The sequence below is a fragment of the Frankia alni ACN14a genome (assembly GCF_000058485.1).
Taxonomy (GTDB): domain Bacteria; phylum Actinomycetota; class Actinomycetes; order Frankiales; family Frankiaceae; genus Frankia; species Frankia alni.
On record NC_008278.1, the window covers coordinates 3,449,154 to 3,463,634 of the forward strand.

Annotated in this window: 13 protein-coding genes; 12 read left to right on the plus strand and 1 reads right to left on the minus strand. The window is 72.0% G+C overall.

Features of this window, described 5'->3' with window-relative positions:
* Positions 1-12 precede the first annotated feature (12 nt).
* Together FRAAL_RS13880 and FRAAL_RS13885 are read left to right on the plus strand one after the other, a co-directional pair.
* The gene (locus tag FRAAL_RS13880) at positions 13-1,128 is read left to right on the plus strand and encodes an acyl-CoA synthetase family protein (RefSeq protein WP_041939298.1); all 1,116 of its coding nucleotides are present in this window, start codon (positions 13-15) and stop codon (positions 1,126-1,128) included.
* Entirely contained in the window at positions 1,128-2,522 is a 1,395-nt protein-coding gene (locus FRAAL_RS13885; protein ID WP_011604329.1) for an aldehyde dehydrogenase family protein, read from the plus strand. The genes FRAAL_RS13880 and FRAAL_RS13885 overlap by 1 nt, the downstream gene beginning before the upstream one ends.
* 88 nt (positions 2,523-2,610) lie before the next feature.
* On the opposite strand, the gene FRAAL_RS13890 is transcribed toward FRAAL_RS13885, so the two are convergent.
* Entirely contained in the window at positions 2,611-3,075 is a 465-nt protein-coding gene (locus FRAAL_RS13890) for a PaaI family thioesterase (RefSeq protein ID WP_011604330.1), read from the minus strand.
* A gap of 441 nt (positions 3,076-3,516) precedes the next feature.
* Here FRAAL_RS13890 and FRAAL_RS13895 point away from each other — a divergent pair, with 441 nt between their 5' ends.
* The 10 genes from FRAAL_RS13895 (at position 3,517) to FRAAL_RS13940 (ending at position 14,421) form a co-directional block, all read left to right on the plus strand.
* Positions 3,517-5,184, plus strand: coding sequence for an AMP-binding protein (locus tag FRAAL_RS13895; RefSeq protein ID WP_011604331.1), 1,668 nt, complete (start codon positions 3,517-3,519; stop codon positions 5,182-5,184).
* A 37-nt stretch (positions 5,185-5,221) separates the two neighbouring features.
* Complete coding sequence (locus FRAAL_RS13900) at positions 5,222-6,007, plus strand: ferritin-like domain-containing protein (protein ID WP_041939299.1); 786 nt, start codon at positions 5,222-5,224, stop codon at positions 6,005-6,007.
* On the plus strand, positions 6,004-6,627 hold the full coding sequence (locus FRAAL_RS13905; RefSeq protein WP_011604333.1) for a PaaI family thioesterase: 624 nt from the start codon (positions 6,004-6,006) through the stop codon (positions 6,625-6,627). The genes FRAAL_RS13900 and FRAAL_RS13905 overlap by 4 nt, the downstream gene beginning before the upstream one ends.
* Positions 6,624-6,881, plus strand: a complete 258-nt coding sequence (locus FRAAL_RS13910; RefSeq protein WP_011604334.1) for an acyl carrier protein — start codon at positions 6,624-6,626, stop codon at positions 6,879-6,881. Before FRAAL_RS13905 ends, FRAAL_RS13910 begins: the two co-directional genes overlap by 4 nt.
* Entirely contained in the window at positions 6,878-7,750 is an 873-nt protein-coding gene (locus FRAAL_RS13915; RefSeq protein WP_011604335.1) for an SAM-dependent methyltransferase, read from the plus strand. The genes FRAAL_RS13910 and FRAAL_RS13915 overlap by 4 nt, the downstream gene beginning before the upstream one ends.
* 26 nt (positions 7,751-7,776) lie before the next feature.
* A complete protein-coding gene (locus FRAAL_RS13920) occupies positions 7,777-8,688 on the plus strand; it encodes an acyl-ACP desaturase (RefSeq protein ID WP_011604336.1) in 912 nt (303 codons plus the stop codon).
* Between the two features lie 40 nt (positions 8,689-8,728).
* Entirely contained in the window at positions 8,729-10,009 is a 1,281-nt protein-coding gene (locus FRAAL_RS13925; protein ID WP_231861644.1) for a cytochrome P450, read from the plus strand.
* A 149-nt stretch (positions 10,010-10,158) separates the two neighbouring features.
* Positions 10,159-11,100 carry a LysR family transcriptional regulator gene (locus FRAAL_RS13930; protein ID WP_041939300.1) on the plus strand — a complete coding sequence of 314 codons (942 nt, stop codon included), beginning with the start codon at positions 10,159-10,161 and terminating at the stop codon, positions 11,098-11,100.
* Between the two features lie 135 nt (positions 11,101-11,235).
* Entirely contained in the window at positions 11,236-13,023 is a 1,788-nt protein-coding gene (locus FRAAL_RS13935) for an AMP-dependent synthetase/ligase (protein WP_011604339.1), read from the plus strand.
* Positions 13,024-13,185: 162 nt separating this feature from the next.
* Positions 13,186-14,421: an NAD(P)/FAD-dependent oxidoreductase gene (locus FRAAL_RS13940; protein ID WP_011604340.1), complete on the plus strand. Its 1,236-nt coding sequence runs from the start codon at positions 13,186-13,188 to the stop codon at positions 14,419-14,421.
* The last annotated feature ends 60 nt before the right edge of the window (positions 14,422-14,481 follow it).

Genomic DNA, 14,481 nt, shown 5'->3' on the forward strand with positions numbered 1-14,481 from the left:
CGGAGGCTGCGCATGAGTTCCCCCGTCCTCGATCTTCCCCGGGCCGGCCTACCCGCCGGGGATCCCGCCTCGTATCCCGCCGTGGATCCCGATGAGTACATCGCCGCCCTGATGCGCTGGCACTTCACCGCGTCGACGGGCAGCCCGTTCTGGCTGCGCCGGGCGCGCAGCCTCGACTTCGACCCGATCGCCGACGTGCGTACCTTCGCCGACCTGCGCCTGTTCCCGAACGTCGTGGACGAGTTCCGGGACGTGCCCGTCGAGGACCTGATCCCACGGGGCCTCACCGGCGAGGACCGGGTGATCGCCGGTGTCTACGAGAGCGGCGGCACCACCGGGTCGCCGAAGCGGTTCGTCATGTTCGACCGCTGGATGGAGTTCGCGCTCGGCTGGGACGAACACCACTACGCCGCTGTCGGGCCGGCGAACGTGCTGGCGGTCGCCCCCAGCGGCCCACACATGTTCGGCGAGTTCGCCGCGCGCCGCGCGCGTCGCCACGACGGTCTGCGGTTCACCGTAGACCTCGACCCACGGTGGATCAAGCGGCTCATCGAGCGGGACGGGCCCGCCGCGGCGGACGCCTACGCCGAGCACATCGTCGACCAGGCCGCGCACATTCTGACCACCCAGGCGGTGGGCATCCTCATCACCACGCCCCCGCTGCTCGAACGGATGGCGCGCCGCGACGACCTCGTCGGGCTGATCCGCAAGAACGTCCGGTTCATCTGCTGGAGCGGCGCCCACATGGACGCGGACTCCCGGGAGATCTTTCAGACGGAGGTCTTCCCCGGCATCCCGCTCAAGGGCCTGTACGGCAGCACCACCATCCTCGGGATGTCCCGGGAGCGGCCGGGGGAGGGCCTCGACGGCCTCGCGCTGTTCGACCCGCCGAGCCCGTACATCGTCTTCCGGGTCGTCGATCCCGCGACCGGGCAGGACGTGGCCCTCGGTGACCGCGGGCAGGTCGTGATGAACCACCTGACCAAGTACGCCCTCATCCCGAACAACCTCGAACGCGATCACGCCGTCGCCGCCGAGCCGCCGCCGGGCTGGCTCGGCTGTTCGGTCGCCGACGTCGGACCGGTCGCCACGTTCGACGATCATGCAGTCATCGAAGGGGTCTACTGATGGGCGAGGGAATCCACCTCGACGCGCTGGGGCCCGCCGGGCCCTACCGCAGCCGTAACCGCCGCCCGCTGACCTCGCTGTCCGGGGCGCAGATCGGCGAGATCAGCCAGGTGCCGTCGCTGTACGCGCGGCGCACCATCGCGGCGATGCGCGCCGCCGGGGTGCTGCCCGGCGCGCAACGCCTCGACGCCCTGGACGCGGCGGCCGAGCTGTTCGGCTCCGCCTCGCTCGGCGGGTTCGGCCCGGACGCGTACGTGGAGCTGGTCTCCACCGCCTCGGGGGTGCCGCGCGCGGTGGTCCGCCAGTCGGTCGAGTGGATCGTGGACGTCCTGCGCTCGCAGCGTCACACGGTGGAGCTGGCGATGCCGCGGGGCGCCGTCGGCGACTGGCGTGACGAGCGGACCAGCGCGGGCTCGGCGGTGTGGGCGCGCCGCGGCGAGGTGTTCGCGGTGCACGCGGCCGGGAACACCCCGGCGGTGCACGGGCTGTGGCCGGAGGCGCTCGCCCTGGGCTACAAGGTGGTGGTGCGCCCGTCCGCCCGCGAGCCGTACACCGCGTTCCGGCTGGTGGAGGCCCTGCGCCAGGCCGGCTTCCCACCGGCGACGGTGACACTGCTGCCGTGCGACTACGCCGTCGCCGATCTGATCATCGCCGAGGCCGACTACGCGATCGTCTACGGCGGCCAGGACGTCGTCGACAAGTACAGCGCCATCCCCACCGTGCTCACCCAGGGCCCCGGGCGTTCGAAGATCCTCGTCACGGCGGACGTCGACTGGCGGGAGAAGATCGACATCATCGCCGCCTCGGTCAGCCACCTCGGCGGTACGGCCTGCACGTGCGCGAGCGCGGTGCTCGTCGAGGGCGACCCGGAGCCGCTGGCCCGGGCGCTGGCCGAGCGGCTGGGTCGGATCCCGAGCCTGCCGGCCGACCATCCGGACGCCACCCTCACGGTGCAGCCGACCGCGTCGGTGGTCGAGGTCGACCAGTACCTGCACAAGGTCGCCGGGGACGCCCGGCCGCTGCTCGGGGGCGACACCATCGTCGACGAGCTGGCCTCCGGCGGCGCGGTGCTGCGCCCGGCCGTGCACCTGGTCGATTCCAGCAGCGCCACGCAGCTCGGCGTCGAGCTGCCCTTCCCCTGCGTCTGGGTCGGGCCGTGGCAGCCGGCGGACGGGATCGCCCCGCTGCGCGACTCGCTCGTCCTCACCGCGATGACCACCCGCGCCGAGCTGATCGACGCCCTGCTCGACGAACCGTCGATCACCAATCTCTATCTCGGCGACAATCCCACCACCTGGCTGCGCCCGGGAATTCCGCATGACGGATATCTCGGCGAGGTTCTCATGCGTACCAAGGGAATGATCCGCACATCGGTCGGACCGAGCGTGGCCTGACCCGTCGGCGCGGACGGCGTGGTTCGCGCCGCCGCTGCGGTGGCGTCGCCGGCTCCCCGCGACCGGCGACGCCACCCACCACCGGCTCTCAGCTCGCGGGGGTCAGCAGGCAGGTGCAGCTTCCGTGCGCGACGAGCTTGCCGGCGGAATTGGTGACCTGAGCCTCGGCGGTCGCCGTCCGGCGCCCCACGTGAACCGTCCGCCCGACGCATTCCAGCGCCGCCGCGTCGAGATTCACCGAACGCACAAAGTTCACCTTCAGTTCCAGCGTCGTGTAGAAGACCTCGGGTGGCAGGCTCGTGTACACGGCGCTGCCCATCGCCGTGTCCATCAGCGTCGCGATGACGCCGCCGTGCACCGTGAACATCGCGTTGGCCGCGGCCGGCGACGGCTGCAGCGTCCAGACCGTCCGCCCCACCTCCAGGGTTCGCATCCGCACGCCCAGCGAGTGGCCCACGCCGACCCCCTCCGTGAGGCCGTGTTCCAGCAGTACGCGAAGGTCGTCGATGCGCTTGGTGACCTCGGCCTGCGCGCTGACGCCGTTGTGCTCCACGGCCGCACCTCCCTGTTGTGGACGGGGCCGAATGTCGGGACACGATATCCGCAGCGGCGGACCGGTGTCGCCGGGTCGCCGCCGCGGCAAACAACGGCCGAACTCGCGTCGACTTGGCGGTGCCGCCTGCCGGAATATCCGGTGAACCGCGACGACCGGAGGCCCGGAATTCCTTTCGCGGTAACCTTCGGTTGATTCACCGGCGCTTATTGTCCCCGGCGATGGATCGATTGGAGAGGCGGTTGTTTCGTTGACCCGCCGGCGTCGGATTGTCAGGCTTGCGGAGGCGGCATCGAGCGGGTCGGAAGTCCGGCAGAAAGGCTCCGTGCCGTCCGGTCGGGTCGGGGGAGCGTTACCGGCCGCCTGTTTTTCCCGCCCTCGCGCGGCCACGTCCGGCCACCGCAACCGCACCGGACACCTGCCCAGAACGGGAGAGCATCTATGCGAGGTACGACGCTGCCCGGCGCCCTCGACGAGGCCGCGGCGACCGGGCCCGACGTCGCCGTGAGCTTCCCCTCCTCGGCCGAGCGGCTCACCCTGGCCGAACTCGCCGCCCGCACGACCGCGCTCGCCCGTGCCCTGGTCGCCGACGGTGTGGCGCCCGGGGAACGGATCGGGGTGTTCAGCCGCAACAACGCCGACTTCGTGACCGCGGTCATCGCCGTCGGCCGGGCCGGCGCCGCCGCCTGCCCGCTGCCGCTGCCGACCTCGGCGGGTGACCTCGCCGGCTACGCCGCCCGGATCGCCGCCGTGACGAGCGCGGCCGGCGTCTCCCGCGTGCTGGTCGGGGCGGGCGCCGACGGCCTGACCCGCCGGCTCGCGCCGGTGCTGGGCGCGCTGCGGTTCGACGGCATCGCCGGGCTCACCCGATCGGCCCGCGACGGCGTGGCGCTGCCGGCCGTGTCGCCGTCCGACCTGGCCATCGTGCAGTTCACTTCGGGCAGCACCGCCGTGCCCAAGGGCGTCGTGCTGACCCACCGCAACGTCGTGCACGGCACCGCGGCCATCGTCGACGGCATCGGGCTGGGCGACGGCGACCACGGCGCCACCTGGCTGCCGCTTTACCACGACATGGGCCTGTTCGGCGCGCTGAGCGCGATCCTCACCGCGGTGCCGATGACGATCTGGTCGCCGACGACGTTCATCAAGGACCCGGCGTCCTGGCTGCGCGCGTTCGCCGAGATCGGCGCCACCGTCGCCCCGTCGCCGAACTTCGGCTACGACGCCCTGCTGGCGGCGCTCGGCCCGGACGAGCTCGCGGGCCTGGACCTGCGCCGCTGGCGGGTGGCCCTCAACGGCGCGGAGCCGGTGAGTCCGGTCACGGTGGCGCGCTTCGGCGCGCACTTCGCCCCGGCCGGATTCGCCCCCGAGGCGATGTTCCCCGTCTACGGGATGGCCGAGGCGACCCTTGCCGTCACGTTCCCGCCCCTGGGCCGGCCGCCGGTGACGACCTGGGTCGACCGCGACCGGCTGGCCCGCGACGGCATCGCCGTGCCGGTGCCCGCGGGCGCCGCCGCGGCACGCGGGCTGGTCGGCGTCGGGCGGCCGGTGCGGGGGATGCGGCTGCGGATCGTCGACGACGAGCGCCGCACCGTCGCCGACGGCACCGTCGGGGAGATCGAGATCGCCGGCGACGCGGTCACCGCCGGCTACCTCACCGCCGGGGGCACGCCCACGGCGATCGAGGCGGACCCGTCCGGTGAACGGTGGCTGCCGACCGGCGATCTGGGCTTCCTGCTCGCCGGCGAGCTCCACGTGAGCGGCCGGCGCAAAGAAATGATCATCGTGCGAGGGGTGAACTACTACCCCGAGGACGCCGAGGCCCTCGTCCGCGACGCCCCGGGGGTGCACCGCCGCCGGTGCGTCGCCGTCGCCGCCGCCGACACCGACGAGTCCGGAGCCGGGGTCGAGTCGCTGACCGTGATCGCCGAGACCACCCTCGACGACGCCGCCGACCGGGTGCGGCTGGCCGCCGACCTGCGGGTCGCCGTCGGGTCCGCGCTCGGACTGGCCGAGGTGTCGGTGCGCCTGGTCGCCCCCGACGCCCTCCCGCGGACCTCGAGCGGGAAGTTCCGCCGCGCCGAGGCCCGCGACCTCGCCCGCCAGTGATCCCCGGACAGTGATCCCCGACGGAGGTAGGCCCGCCATGCACGGCTACGACGTCTTCCGCCACTACGAGCAGAAGCGCTGGACCCTCGCCGAGCTGCCGTTCGACGACATCGACCGCGACCGCGTGCGGCCCGAGTACGTCACGATGGTCAAGAGCTCGGTGATGGGGGAGGCGAACTCGATCGCCGCCCAGCACGGCTTCCTCAACGAGTTCGACGACTACGACTTCTCGACCTTCGTGGCCGTCTGGGGCTACGAGGAGCTGCAGCACCACTTCGCGTTCCGGACCTGGCTGGACGCGGTCGGCGTGACGATGCCCGCCGCCCCCGTCGAGGCGATGCGCGCCCCCTACGCGCCGGGCACCACGCCGAGCGCGACGCTCGCCACGAACATCATCTCCGAGTTGACGGTGAACCACGTCTACCGGTCCGTGGCGGCCTGGGTCGACGAGCCGGTCCTGCGCTCGCTGATGCTGCGCGCCAGCCGGGACGAGGCCGGACACGCCCGCGAGTTCCTGCACTACGCGCGCAGGCGGCTGGCGGCGCATCCCGGCGAGCTGCCCTCGGTGCTGGAGACGCTGTACGTCTACACCTCCGAGGCGCGGATCAAGCATCCGGTCGGGGTGTTCAAGAGCGGGCTGGCCGAGGTCGCCGACCACGAGACCATCGACACCGCGTTCGACCTGTTCCTCGCGGGCATCGCCACCGAGGGCGAACTCGACCGGCTCCAGGACAACATCCGCCGGGCCTTCGCCGCCCTGACCGGGCTGGACCTGAGCACCAACGGCCGCGTCCGCCGCCGCCTCGCCGAGGCGCTGGCATGACCGCCCCCGAGCTGCCCTGGGCGGTCCTGGCCGACTACCGCTGCTTCGGCTGCTCGCCGCACAACCCCCACGGCCTCGCGCTGGAGTTCGACGAGCATCCCGAGGGCCTGCAGGCCGTCTTCGAACTCGGCCGCAGCTACGAGTCGTACCCGGGGGTCGTCCACGGCGGGCTGCTCGGCGTCGTCTGCGACGAGACGATGGGCAACCTCATCGTCGTGCGCACCGGGCTGGTGGCCTTCACCGTCAGCATGCGGATGCGCTACCTCGCCCCGGTCGCCACCGGGCACGGCTACACCTGCGTGGCCCGCCTCACCGCCGGCGCGGACGCCGGTTCGCCCCTGATCGGCGCGACCGCGGAGATCGTCGACGCCGACGGCGTCCCGGTCGTCACCGCGTCCGCGACCTACCGCAACGTCCCCTTCGGCACCGCCCGGGACCGCATCGCCCTGACCAACTCCGAGGCCGACCGCCTCCACCAGGCGATGTCCCCTGCTCCGGCGATGTCCCCTGCTCCGGCGATGTCCCCTGCTCCGGCGATGTCCCCTGCTCCGGCGCTGTCCACCGTCCCGGGGCCGTCCGCCACCGCGGACGTCCCCGTCCCCGCTGAGGAGACCCCGTGACCACCGACGCCGACATCCTCCGGCAGATCACCGAGATCGTCGCCCGGGAGCTCGCCGTGCCCGCCGAGTCCCTTGCCGCCGACACCGACCTGCGGGCCATCGAGGGCGCCGACTCCGTCCGGCTGCTGCGGGTCGTCGCCAGGGTCGAGCAGACCTGGGACGTCGAGCTGGACGACGAGGATGTCTTCACCGTCTCTTCCGTCTCCGAGCTGGCCGCGGTCGTCGGCACGGCGCTGCAGGTGAAGGCGGCATGACCACCTCCGTCGAGCTCGCCGCCGCCACGCCCGCGCCCACGCCCGCGGGCGAGACCAACCAGCACTACGACCTCGACCCGGAGATCTTCGGGCTTTTCCTCGACCCGCTGCGCAAGTACTCCTCCGGGCTCTACCGGCGCCCCGGGCTCACCCTCGCCGAGGCGCAGATCGCCAAGCTGCACTTCGTCGCCGACCGGCTGCGGCTGGCCCCCGGGCAGCGGCTGCTCGACGTCGGCTGCGGCTGGGGGTCGCTGATCCTGTTCATGGCGCGGGAGTACCGCGCCGAGGTCACCGGGGTCAGCCCGGCCGGACGCCAGCACGAGTTCATCGCAGGCCGCGCCGCGGAGCTGGGCCTGACCGACCTCGTCTCCACCCGTGTCGGGAAGTTCGCCGACGTCGAGCTCCCGGCGCGCTCGTTCGACGCGGTCACCATGCTCGGCTCGATCGTCCACATGCCCGACGTCGACGGGGCGGTGCGTCGCGCCCGGTCCATGCTGCGCCGCGGCGGCCACTTCTACGTGTCGGAGAGCTGCTTTCGCAACGCCGCGGCGCGCGACGAGTTCGATCGCCGCGCCGGCACCGAGTTCGTCCGCAACTCCATCTTCGGCTGGGGCGACATGCGGCCGCTGTCGGAACTCGTCCGCGCCGTCGAGGACGCCGGCTTCTCGGTGACGAGCGTCGACGACCTCACCGACGACTACCGCCGCACGATCGACGACTGGCTGGCCCGCGTCGCCGCCGGCGCGGCGGCGATCGACGACCTGCGCCCGGGCACGGCGGCGGAGCTGACCCGCTACCTGGAGGTCGCGAACGCCGGATGGGGCTTCACGACCAAGCACTACGCGCTGGTCTGCCGCAACGCCCGCTGACCGGAGGAACGCTGACCGGAGGAACGATGACGACCACGACCGAGCCGTCCACCCCGAGCGCCACGACGATCCCGACAATCCCGGCCCGGTCGGTCGGGCTGCCCGCCGAGGACCTCGACCGGGCGGTCACCGCCTTCATGACCGCCTCCCCGGTGACCCGCCGGTGGGACGTCGAGACCGCCTTCGACTGGGCGGCGGCCGACGCCGACCGGCTCACCGAGGGGCAACGTTCCGCCGTCCGGTTCATCACGTTCATCGAGGACCACCTGCCGGGCTACTTCGCCCTCTACGGCAGCCGGTTCCCGCTCGACAGCGACGTCGACGTCGAGACGTTCCTGCTCAACCGCGAGATCTACCACTTCACGGTGCGCTGGGCGCAGGAGGAGGACAGCCACGCCCGCGCCCTGTTCCGCTACCAGGTGGAGTCGGGCATCGCGCAGCCGGCGGCGCTGCGCCGCGAGCTCGCCGAGGAGGGGCGCAAGCAGTTCGCGCTGCCCCACGAGCATCCGGCCGCGCTGTTCGCCTACACGCTCGTGCAGGAGAAGGCCACCCAGATCTACTACCAGAACCTGCGGGCCGTCGTCGGCGACCCGGTGCTCGCCGAGGTGCTGGGCCGACTCAGCCGCGACGAGGCCCGCCACTTCACGTTCATGGCCGACATGGTCGACCTCTACCTGCGCCGCTACGGCGACGCCGTCGTCGAACCGATCAGGGAGGCCATCGCGCAGTTCCGGATGCCGCTGGCGGACACGCTGCGCGGCTACTGGCGCTGGGCGCTGCGGATCGCCGACACCGCCCACTACGACCACACCGAGGCCTACGAGCACCTCGTCCGGGTCGTGCGCCGCGCGGTGGACGCGCCGTCCGACCGCGTCGACGAACTGGCCAGCTTCGTGCGGGCCTGCCGCGCGACGGACCCGACCCCCGCGCCGCGGTAGCGCGGTGCCCAACCGCCCGCCCCCACTCCAGGAGCCCGCCGTGGACCTCGGCACCGACACGTCCTCCGTCCTGGCCGCCGGTCCCGCGACGGCCCTGACCCCGCCGGCGGCTCTCACCGTCGACCAGGCGGCGCTGAACATCTTCGACCCCGCCTGGCATCACGACACGTTCCCGAACTACCAGGTTCTGCGCGAGGCCGGCCCGTTCGCGCCCGGCCCGCTGGGCCTGCGGCTGGTGACCCGCTACCGGGAGGTCGAGGCGATCCTGGCCGACTCGGCGTGGAGCCACGCCGAGGAAGGCGCGATCATGCATCCCGACAGCGACGGCTCGGACCTGCCGACGTCGTTTCTGTGGATGGAACCGCCGGACCACACCCGGATCCGCCGGCTCGTCGGCAAGGCGTTCAGCGCGCGGCGGATCGAGGCGCTGCGCGCGCGGGTCACCGAGGTCGCGGGCGGGCTCGTCGACGCCGCGATCGCCGCGGGCGAGGTCGACCTGGTCGAGGCGATCGCCTACCCGCTGCCGCTGACGATGATCGCCGAGCTGATGGGCGTGCCGGTGGCCGACCACGCGGCGGTGCGGTCGATGTCCTTCGGGCTCGCCCGCGGCCTGGACCCCGACGTCCTGCTGTCCCAGGCCGAGATCGACCTGCGGCGCGAGTCCGCGGCGGCGTTCCGGGAGTACTTCACCGATCTCGTCGCCCGCCGCCGTGCCGACCCGGCCGACGACCTTGTCAGCGCGCTGGCCCTGGCGGAGGCGGAGGGCGATCGGCTGACCGCCGACGAGATGCTCTCGACCCTGGTGGTACTGCTCGTCGCCGGCCACGAGACGACGGTGAGCCTGATCTCCAGCACGTTCCTGATGCTGATGCGTCACCCCGACCAGTACGCGGCGCTGCGGGCGCGGCCGGATCTGGCGGCGCCGGCCGTGGACGAGCTGATGCGCTACTGCACCCCCTCGCACCTCACGACCCGGGTCGCCACCCGCGACGTCGAGGTGCTCGGTGAGCAGTTCGCCGCCGGCGACGGGGTGATCATCCTGCTCGCGTCGGCGAACCGCGACGCCGGGCGCTACGCCGACCCCGAGCGGCTCGACCTCGCCCGGTACGCGGGCGGCGCCGCGGTGCCCCGCCACCTCGCCTTCGGCCGCGGGCACCACTACTGCATCGGCGCGCCGATGGTGCGCCTGGAGATGGAGCTGCTGCTGCGGACGTTGGCGCGGCGCGCTCCCCGGCTGACGCCGCTGGTCGACCCGCCGCCCTACCGTCCCAACCTCGTCGTGCGGGGCATCGCCGAACTGCCGGTGCGGATCGACGGCTGAGACCCGCAGCGCCGCCCAGCCGGGTGTGACGGGGCTCACGCCGCTTGTCAGGCGTCCGACACTCCGGTGACGTGCGGCGGGAAGGTGCGGTTCACCAGAGGTTATCTGGCACCGTTAGGCTTGCGCTCGACGCCCCTGTGGAGGTGGCAATGGAGTTGCGGCACCTGGTGTCATTCCTTGCTATCGCGGACGAGCTGCATTTCGGCCGCGCTGCCGCTCGACTACATCTTTCGCAGCCATCCCTGAGTCAACAACTACAACGACTGGAACGAAGTCTCGGTGTCGAGCTGGTGGCCCGGACGTCCCATGATGTCCGGCTCACCGCCGCCGGAAAGGCCTTCGAGGCCGAGGCGCGGGCCATCATCTCGCAGATGCGCAAGGCCACCCACACCGCCCGCGAGGTCGCGGCCGGCCGGACCGGGGTGGTGAGCGTCGGGTACAACTTCCCCGGCGGCCAGCACGTCGTCCCGGCCGCACTCACGAAGATGTCGGCCGACTACCCCGACGTCAGCGTCACGCTGGTCGAGCAGCGCACCGGTCCACAGCTTTCCGCGCTCGCCGCCGGCGATCTCGACATCGCCATCGTCTACGGCCGTCCGACCTCGCCCGAGTTCCGCTCCCGGCGGCTTTTCCGGGTGCCGCTCGTCGCGGTCGTCGGCCATGGGCACACGTGGGCGGGTCGCGGTGGCATTCCCTTCGGGGAACTTGCCCGCCAACAGTGCGTCCTGTTCGCCCGGGAGAAGAGCCCGGCGATGTACGACGCGATCCAGGCGGCCGCCGAGGCCAGCGGCATCACCCTGTCGGTCGCCCACGAGGTGGACGACCCGAGTGCGACAGCGATCGTCGTGTCGGTGAAACCGCTGGTCGGGTTCGCCTCGGCGTCGCGCGGGCTGCACATCGGCTCCGCGGTCGGGGGCCCGCGGCCGGCCGCCGTCCAGCTCTACGACCCGGTCCCCACCCTGGACCTCTACGTGGTCTGGCGGGCGGCGAACTCGGCGCCGCTGGTGGACATCTTTGTCGACTGTATCGAGGCCGCCCGGCCGTTCCAGGTTCCAGCATACGGACGTGCCGAATCAAGAGTGAGGCGATAGGAAAGGCCGACCGTTCATTCAGGGAAAGCGCCTTGCCGCGTTCTCGGAATAATCCGAGACTCGGGCGTGAAAAGCTGAAACGCACTTCAGGAGTGCGGATGGCTGCGTCCGCGCCACGCGGAAAGGTGATGACGAGTGCAGAAATCCACCTCGGCCGGCGGTCCCGTCCTGCCGGACGACCAGGGCCTCTGGTCCGTGGTCGACCGGGGCGCCCAGGCGCACCCCGAGCGGCCCCTGCTGGGCCGTACCGACCTTCCCGGCGAGGCGATCCACGAGATCAGCAGCGGCGAGTTCGCCGAGCAGGCCCGGGCGGTGGCGGCCGAGCTGCTGGCCCTCGGGGTCGCGCACGGCGACCGGGTCGCCGTCATGGGGCGCACCGGCTACCACTGGGTGCTGCTGAGCGTCGCCGCCCTCGGCGTCGGCGCGGTGATCGTCCCCGTGTACCCGACGGCCTCGCAGGTGCAGGTCCGCCACGTCCTGACCGATTCCGGCGCCGCGTGGGCGTTCGCCGAGACCGACGAGCAGGTGCGGCAGGTCAGCGAGGCCGGCGCCGCCGAGCTGCGCCGCCCGGCGTGGCGCCTGGGGCAGGTCGACGACTGGGTGGCCGCGGCGGCGGGCTCGACCGATGCTGCGGCCGACGCCGACGCCGACGCCGACGCCGGGGCGCGCCGCGCCGCGCTCGACGAGGAGTTCGTCCAGCGGTCCGGCAAGGTCCGCGCCGACGACCTGGCAATGATCATCTACACCAGTGGCACCACGGGCCTGCCGAAGGGCTGCATGCTCACCCACCGCAACATGTTCGCCTCCTCGGCGGGCACGGTGGAGCAGACCGGCGAGCTGTTCCGGACCGCCCCCCAGGATGGACCCCGGGGCGCCCAGGACGGCGCCCAGGACGGCACGCTGGCCCCGGCGCAGGCCACGACGGCGCTGTGCCTGCCGCTGTCGCACGTGTTCGGCCAGACGATCTTGTTCGCCTGCCTCTACGCGGGGACGCGCACCGTCCTGCTCCCCGGGATTCCCGAGCTGCTGCCAGCGATGACGCGGATCCGCCCGACGTTCCTGGCCCTCGTGCCGTACGCGCTGGAGAAGATCCGCAAGCGGGTCCGGGACCTGCCCTCCGACGACGTCTCCGCGGCGTTCGGCGGTCGGCTGACCCAGGTGATCTGCGGCGGCGCCTCGCTCGACGACACCACCGCGGCGTTCTTCGCCAGCGCGGGCGTCACCGTGCTGAACTGCTACGGCCTGACCGAGGCCGCCACGGCGGTCACGGTGAACGCCCCGGCCACCAACCGGCGCGGGACCGTCGGACGGCCGATCCCGGGAACGACGGTCGCGATCGCCGACGACGGGGAGGTGCTCGTCCAGGGCGCCAACGTCTCGCCCGGCTACTGGTCGGCCGGTGAGCGCGCCGTCGGCCGCGACGCCACCGGGCCGGGAGAGGACCGCTGGCTGCACACCGGCGACGTCGGCCACCTCGACCCCGACGGCTACCTGGTCATCACCGGGCGCCGCAAGGAGATCCTGGTGACCAACAGCGGCAAGAACGTCGCGCCGACGCCGCTGGAGGACCGGGTCCGGCTGCACCGGCTGGTCAGCAACTGCATGGTCGTCGGGGAGGCCCGCCCGTTCGTCTCGGCGCTGATCACCGTGGATCCGGCGCCGCTGGCCGTCTGGGCGGAGGCGAACGGCGTACCGCTCGACGGTGGGCAGGACTGGCGGGAGCACCCCCGGCTGCTCGCCGAGCTCCAGCTCGCCGTCGACGACGCCAACAGCCTCGTCTCCCGGGCCGAGTCGATCCGAAAGTTCCGCGTGCTCGACGGCGACTTCACCGTCGAACGCGGACATCTCACACCTTCCATGAAGCTTCGCCGCGCGATCATCGAACGGGAATTCACCGAGGCGATCGCCTTTCTTTACCAGTGATCTGCACCACTCGATTGAGTGGCCTTATCGGCCGATGAGATGTCGGCCGGTCCGTTGACCAGCGATCTGACCTGTCAGCACCATGACAAGGTAGCCGGCCCGCACGCTGCGCTGCCGGCCGCCGGGCGGCCGCCGGCGGCCTACAACCGGGAGGACAAATCCATGTACGACGTCATCGTGGTGGGCGCACGCTGCGCCGGATCGCCTCTGGCGATGCTGCTGGCCCGGCGCGGGCACAAGGTGCTCGTGGTGGACCGCGCCACTTTTCCGAGTGACACCGTCTCCACGCACTACATTCATCAGGCCGGTCTGTCCCGACTTCAGGACTGGGGCATTCTGGACCGTCTCGTCGCCACCGAGCCGCCGGCGATGCGGCACCTGACGTTCTCCTACACGGACATCTTTCTCGAGGGTTTCGCGGACCCGATCGACGGAATCACCGAGGTGTATTCCCCGCGCCGGACGATCCTCGACGAGATCCTCGTCGACGAGGCGCGCAAGGCCGGTGCCGAGGTCGTCGAGGGCTTCACCGTCACCGACGTGATCTTCGCCGACGGGCGCGCCGCCGGCGTGCGCGGACGGATCGGCGACGGCCCGGAACGCGAGTTCACCGCCCGGTTCGTCGTCGGTGCCGACGGCCGCAACTCCACCGTGGCGGGCCTGGTCGGGGCCGAGATCTACCGGTCCGTCCCCGCGGCGTGCTTCGTGTACTACTCGTACTACGACGGGCTGGACTGGACCTTCCAGCACCGCACCGGCTTCGGTCAGCAGCAGCTCGGCGCGTGGCCGACGCACCACGGTCAGCACCTCGTCGCCGTCATGCGCCGCAAGGAGCGGATGCGGGAGTTCCGGGCGGACGTCGAGGGCAGCTTCCACGAGATCATCGACCAGGTCGTGCCCGAACTCGGCGAGGACCTGCGCGCCAACGGAAAGCGGGCGGAGAACTTCCGCGCCATGGCCTACCCGGACAACTTCTACCGCCGTTCCGCCGGCCCCGGCTGGGCGCTCGTCGGCGACGCCGGATACCACAAGGACCCGTTCACCGGCTGGGGTATCACCGACGCGCTGAAGTACTCCGAGGTGCTCGCCGAGAAGCTGCACGAGGGCCTCTCCGGTTCGCGCCCGACCGACGAGGCGGTCGAGGAGTACACGAAGATCCGTGACGCCGAGAGCAACGGCACCTTCGAACTCACCTGCAGCCTCGCGGAACTCAGCCTCACCCCCTACTACGACTCCGTGTTCCGCGCCACCAGCATGAGCCCGGAATACACGACGAAGTTCTTCGGCCTCATCGCCGGCGGAATTCCCGGCGAGGAGTTCTTCGCCCCGGCGAACCTCGAGCGGCTCTACGAGGACGTCAACATGCCGGCCGACCGAAGGATTGTCACCCGATCCTGACAGCCGCCGTTCTGCCGCGCGCCACCTGCGCGCCGACCGCCACGAAAGGCACGAAAGGGA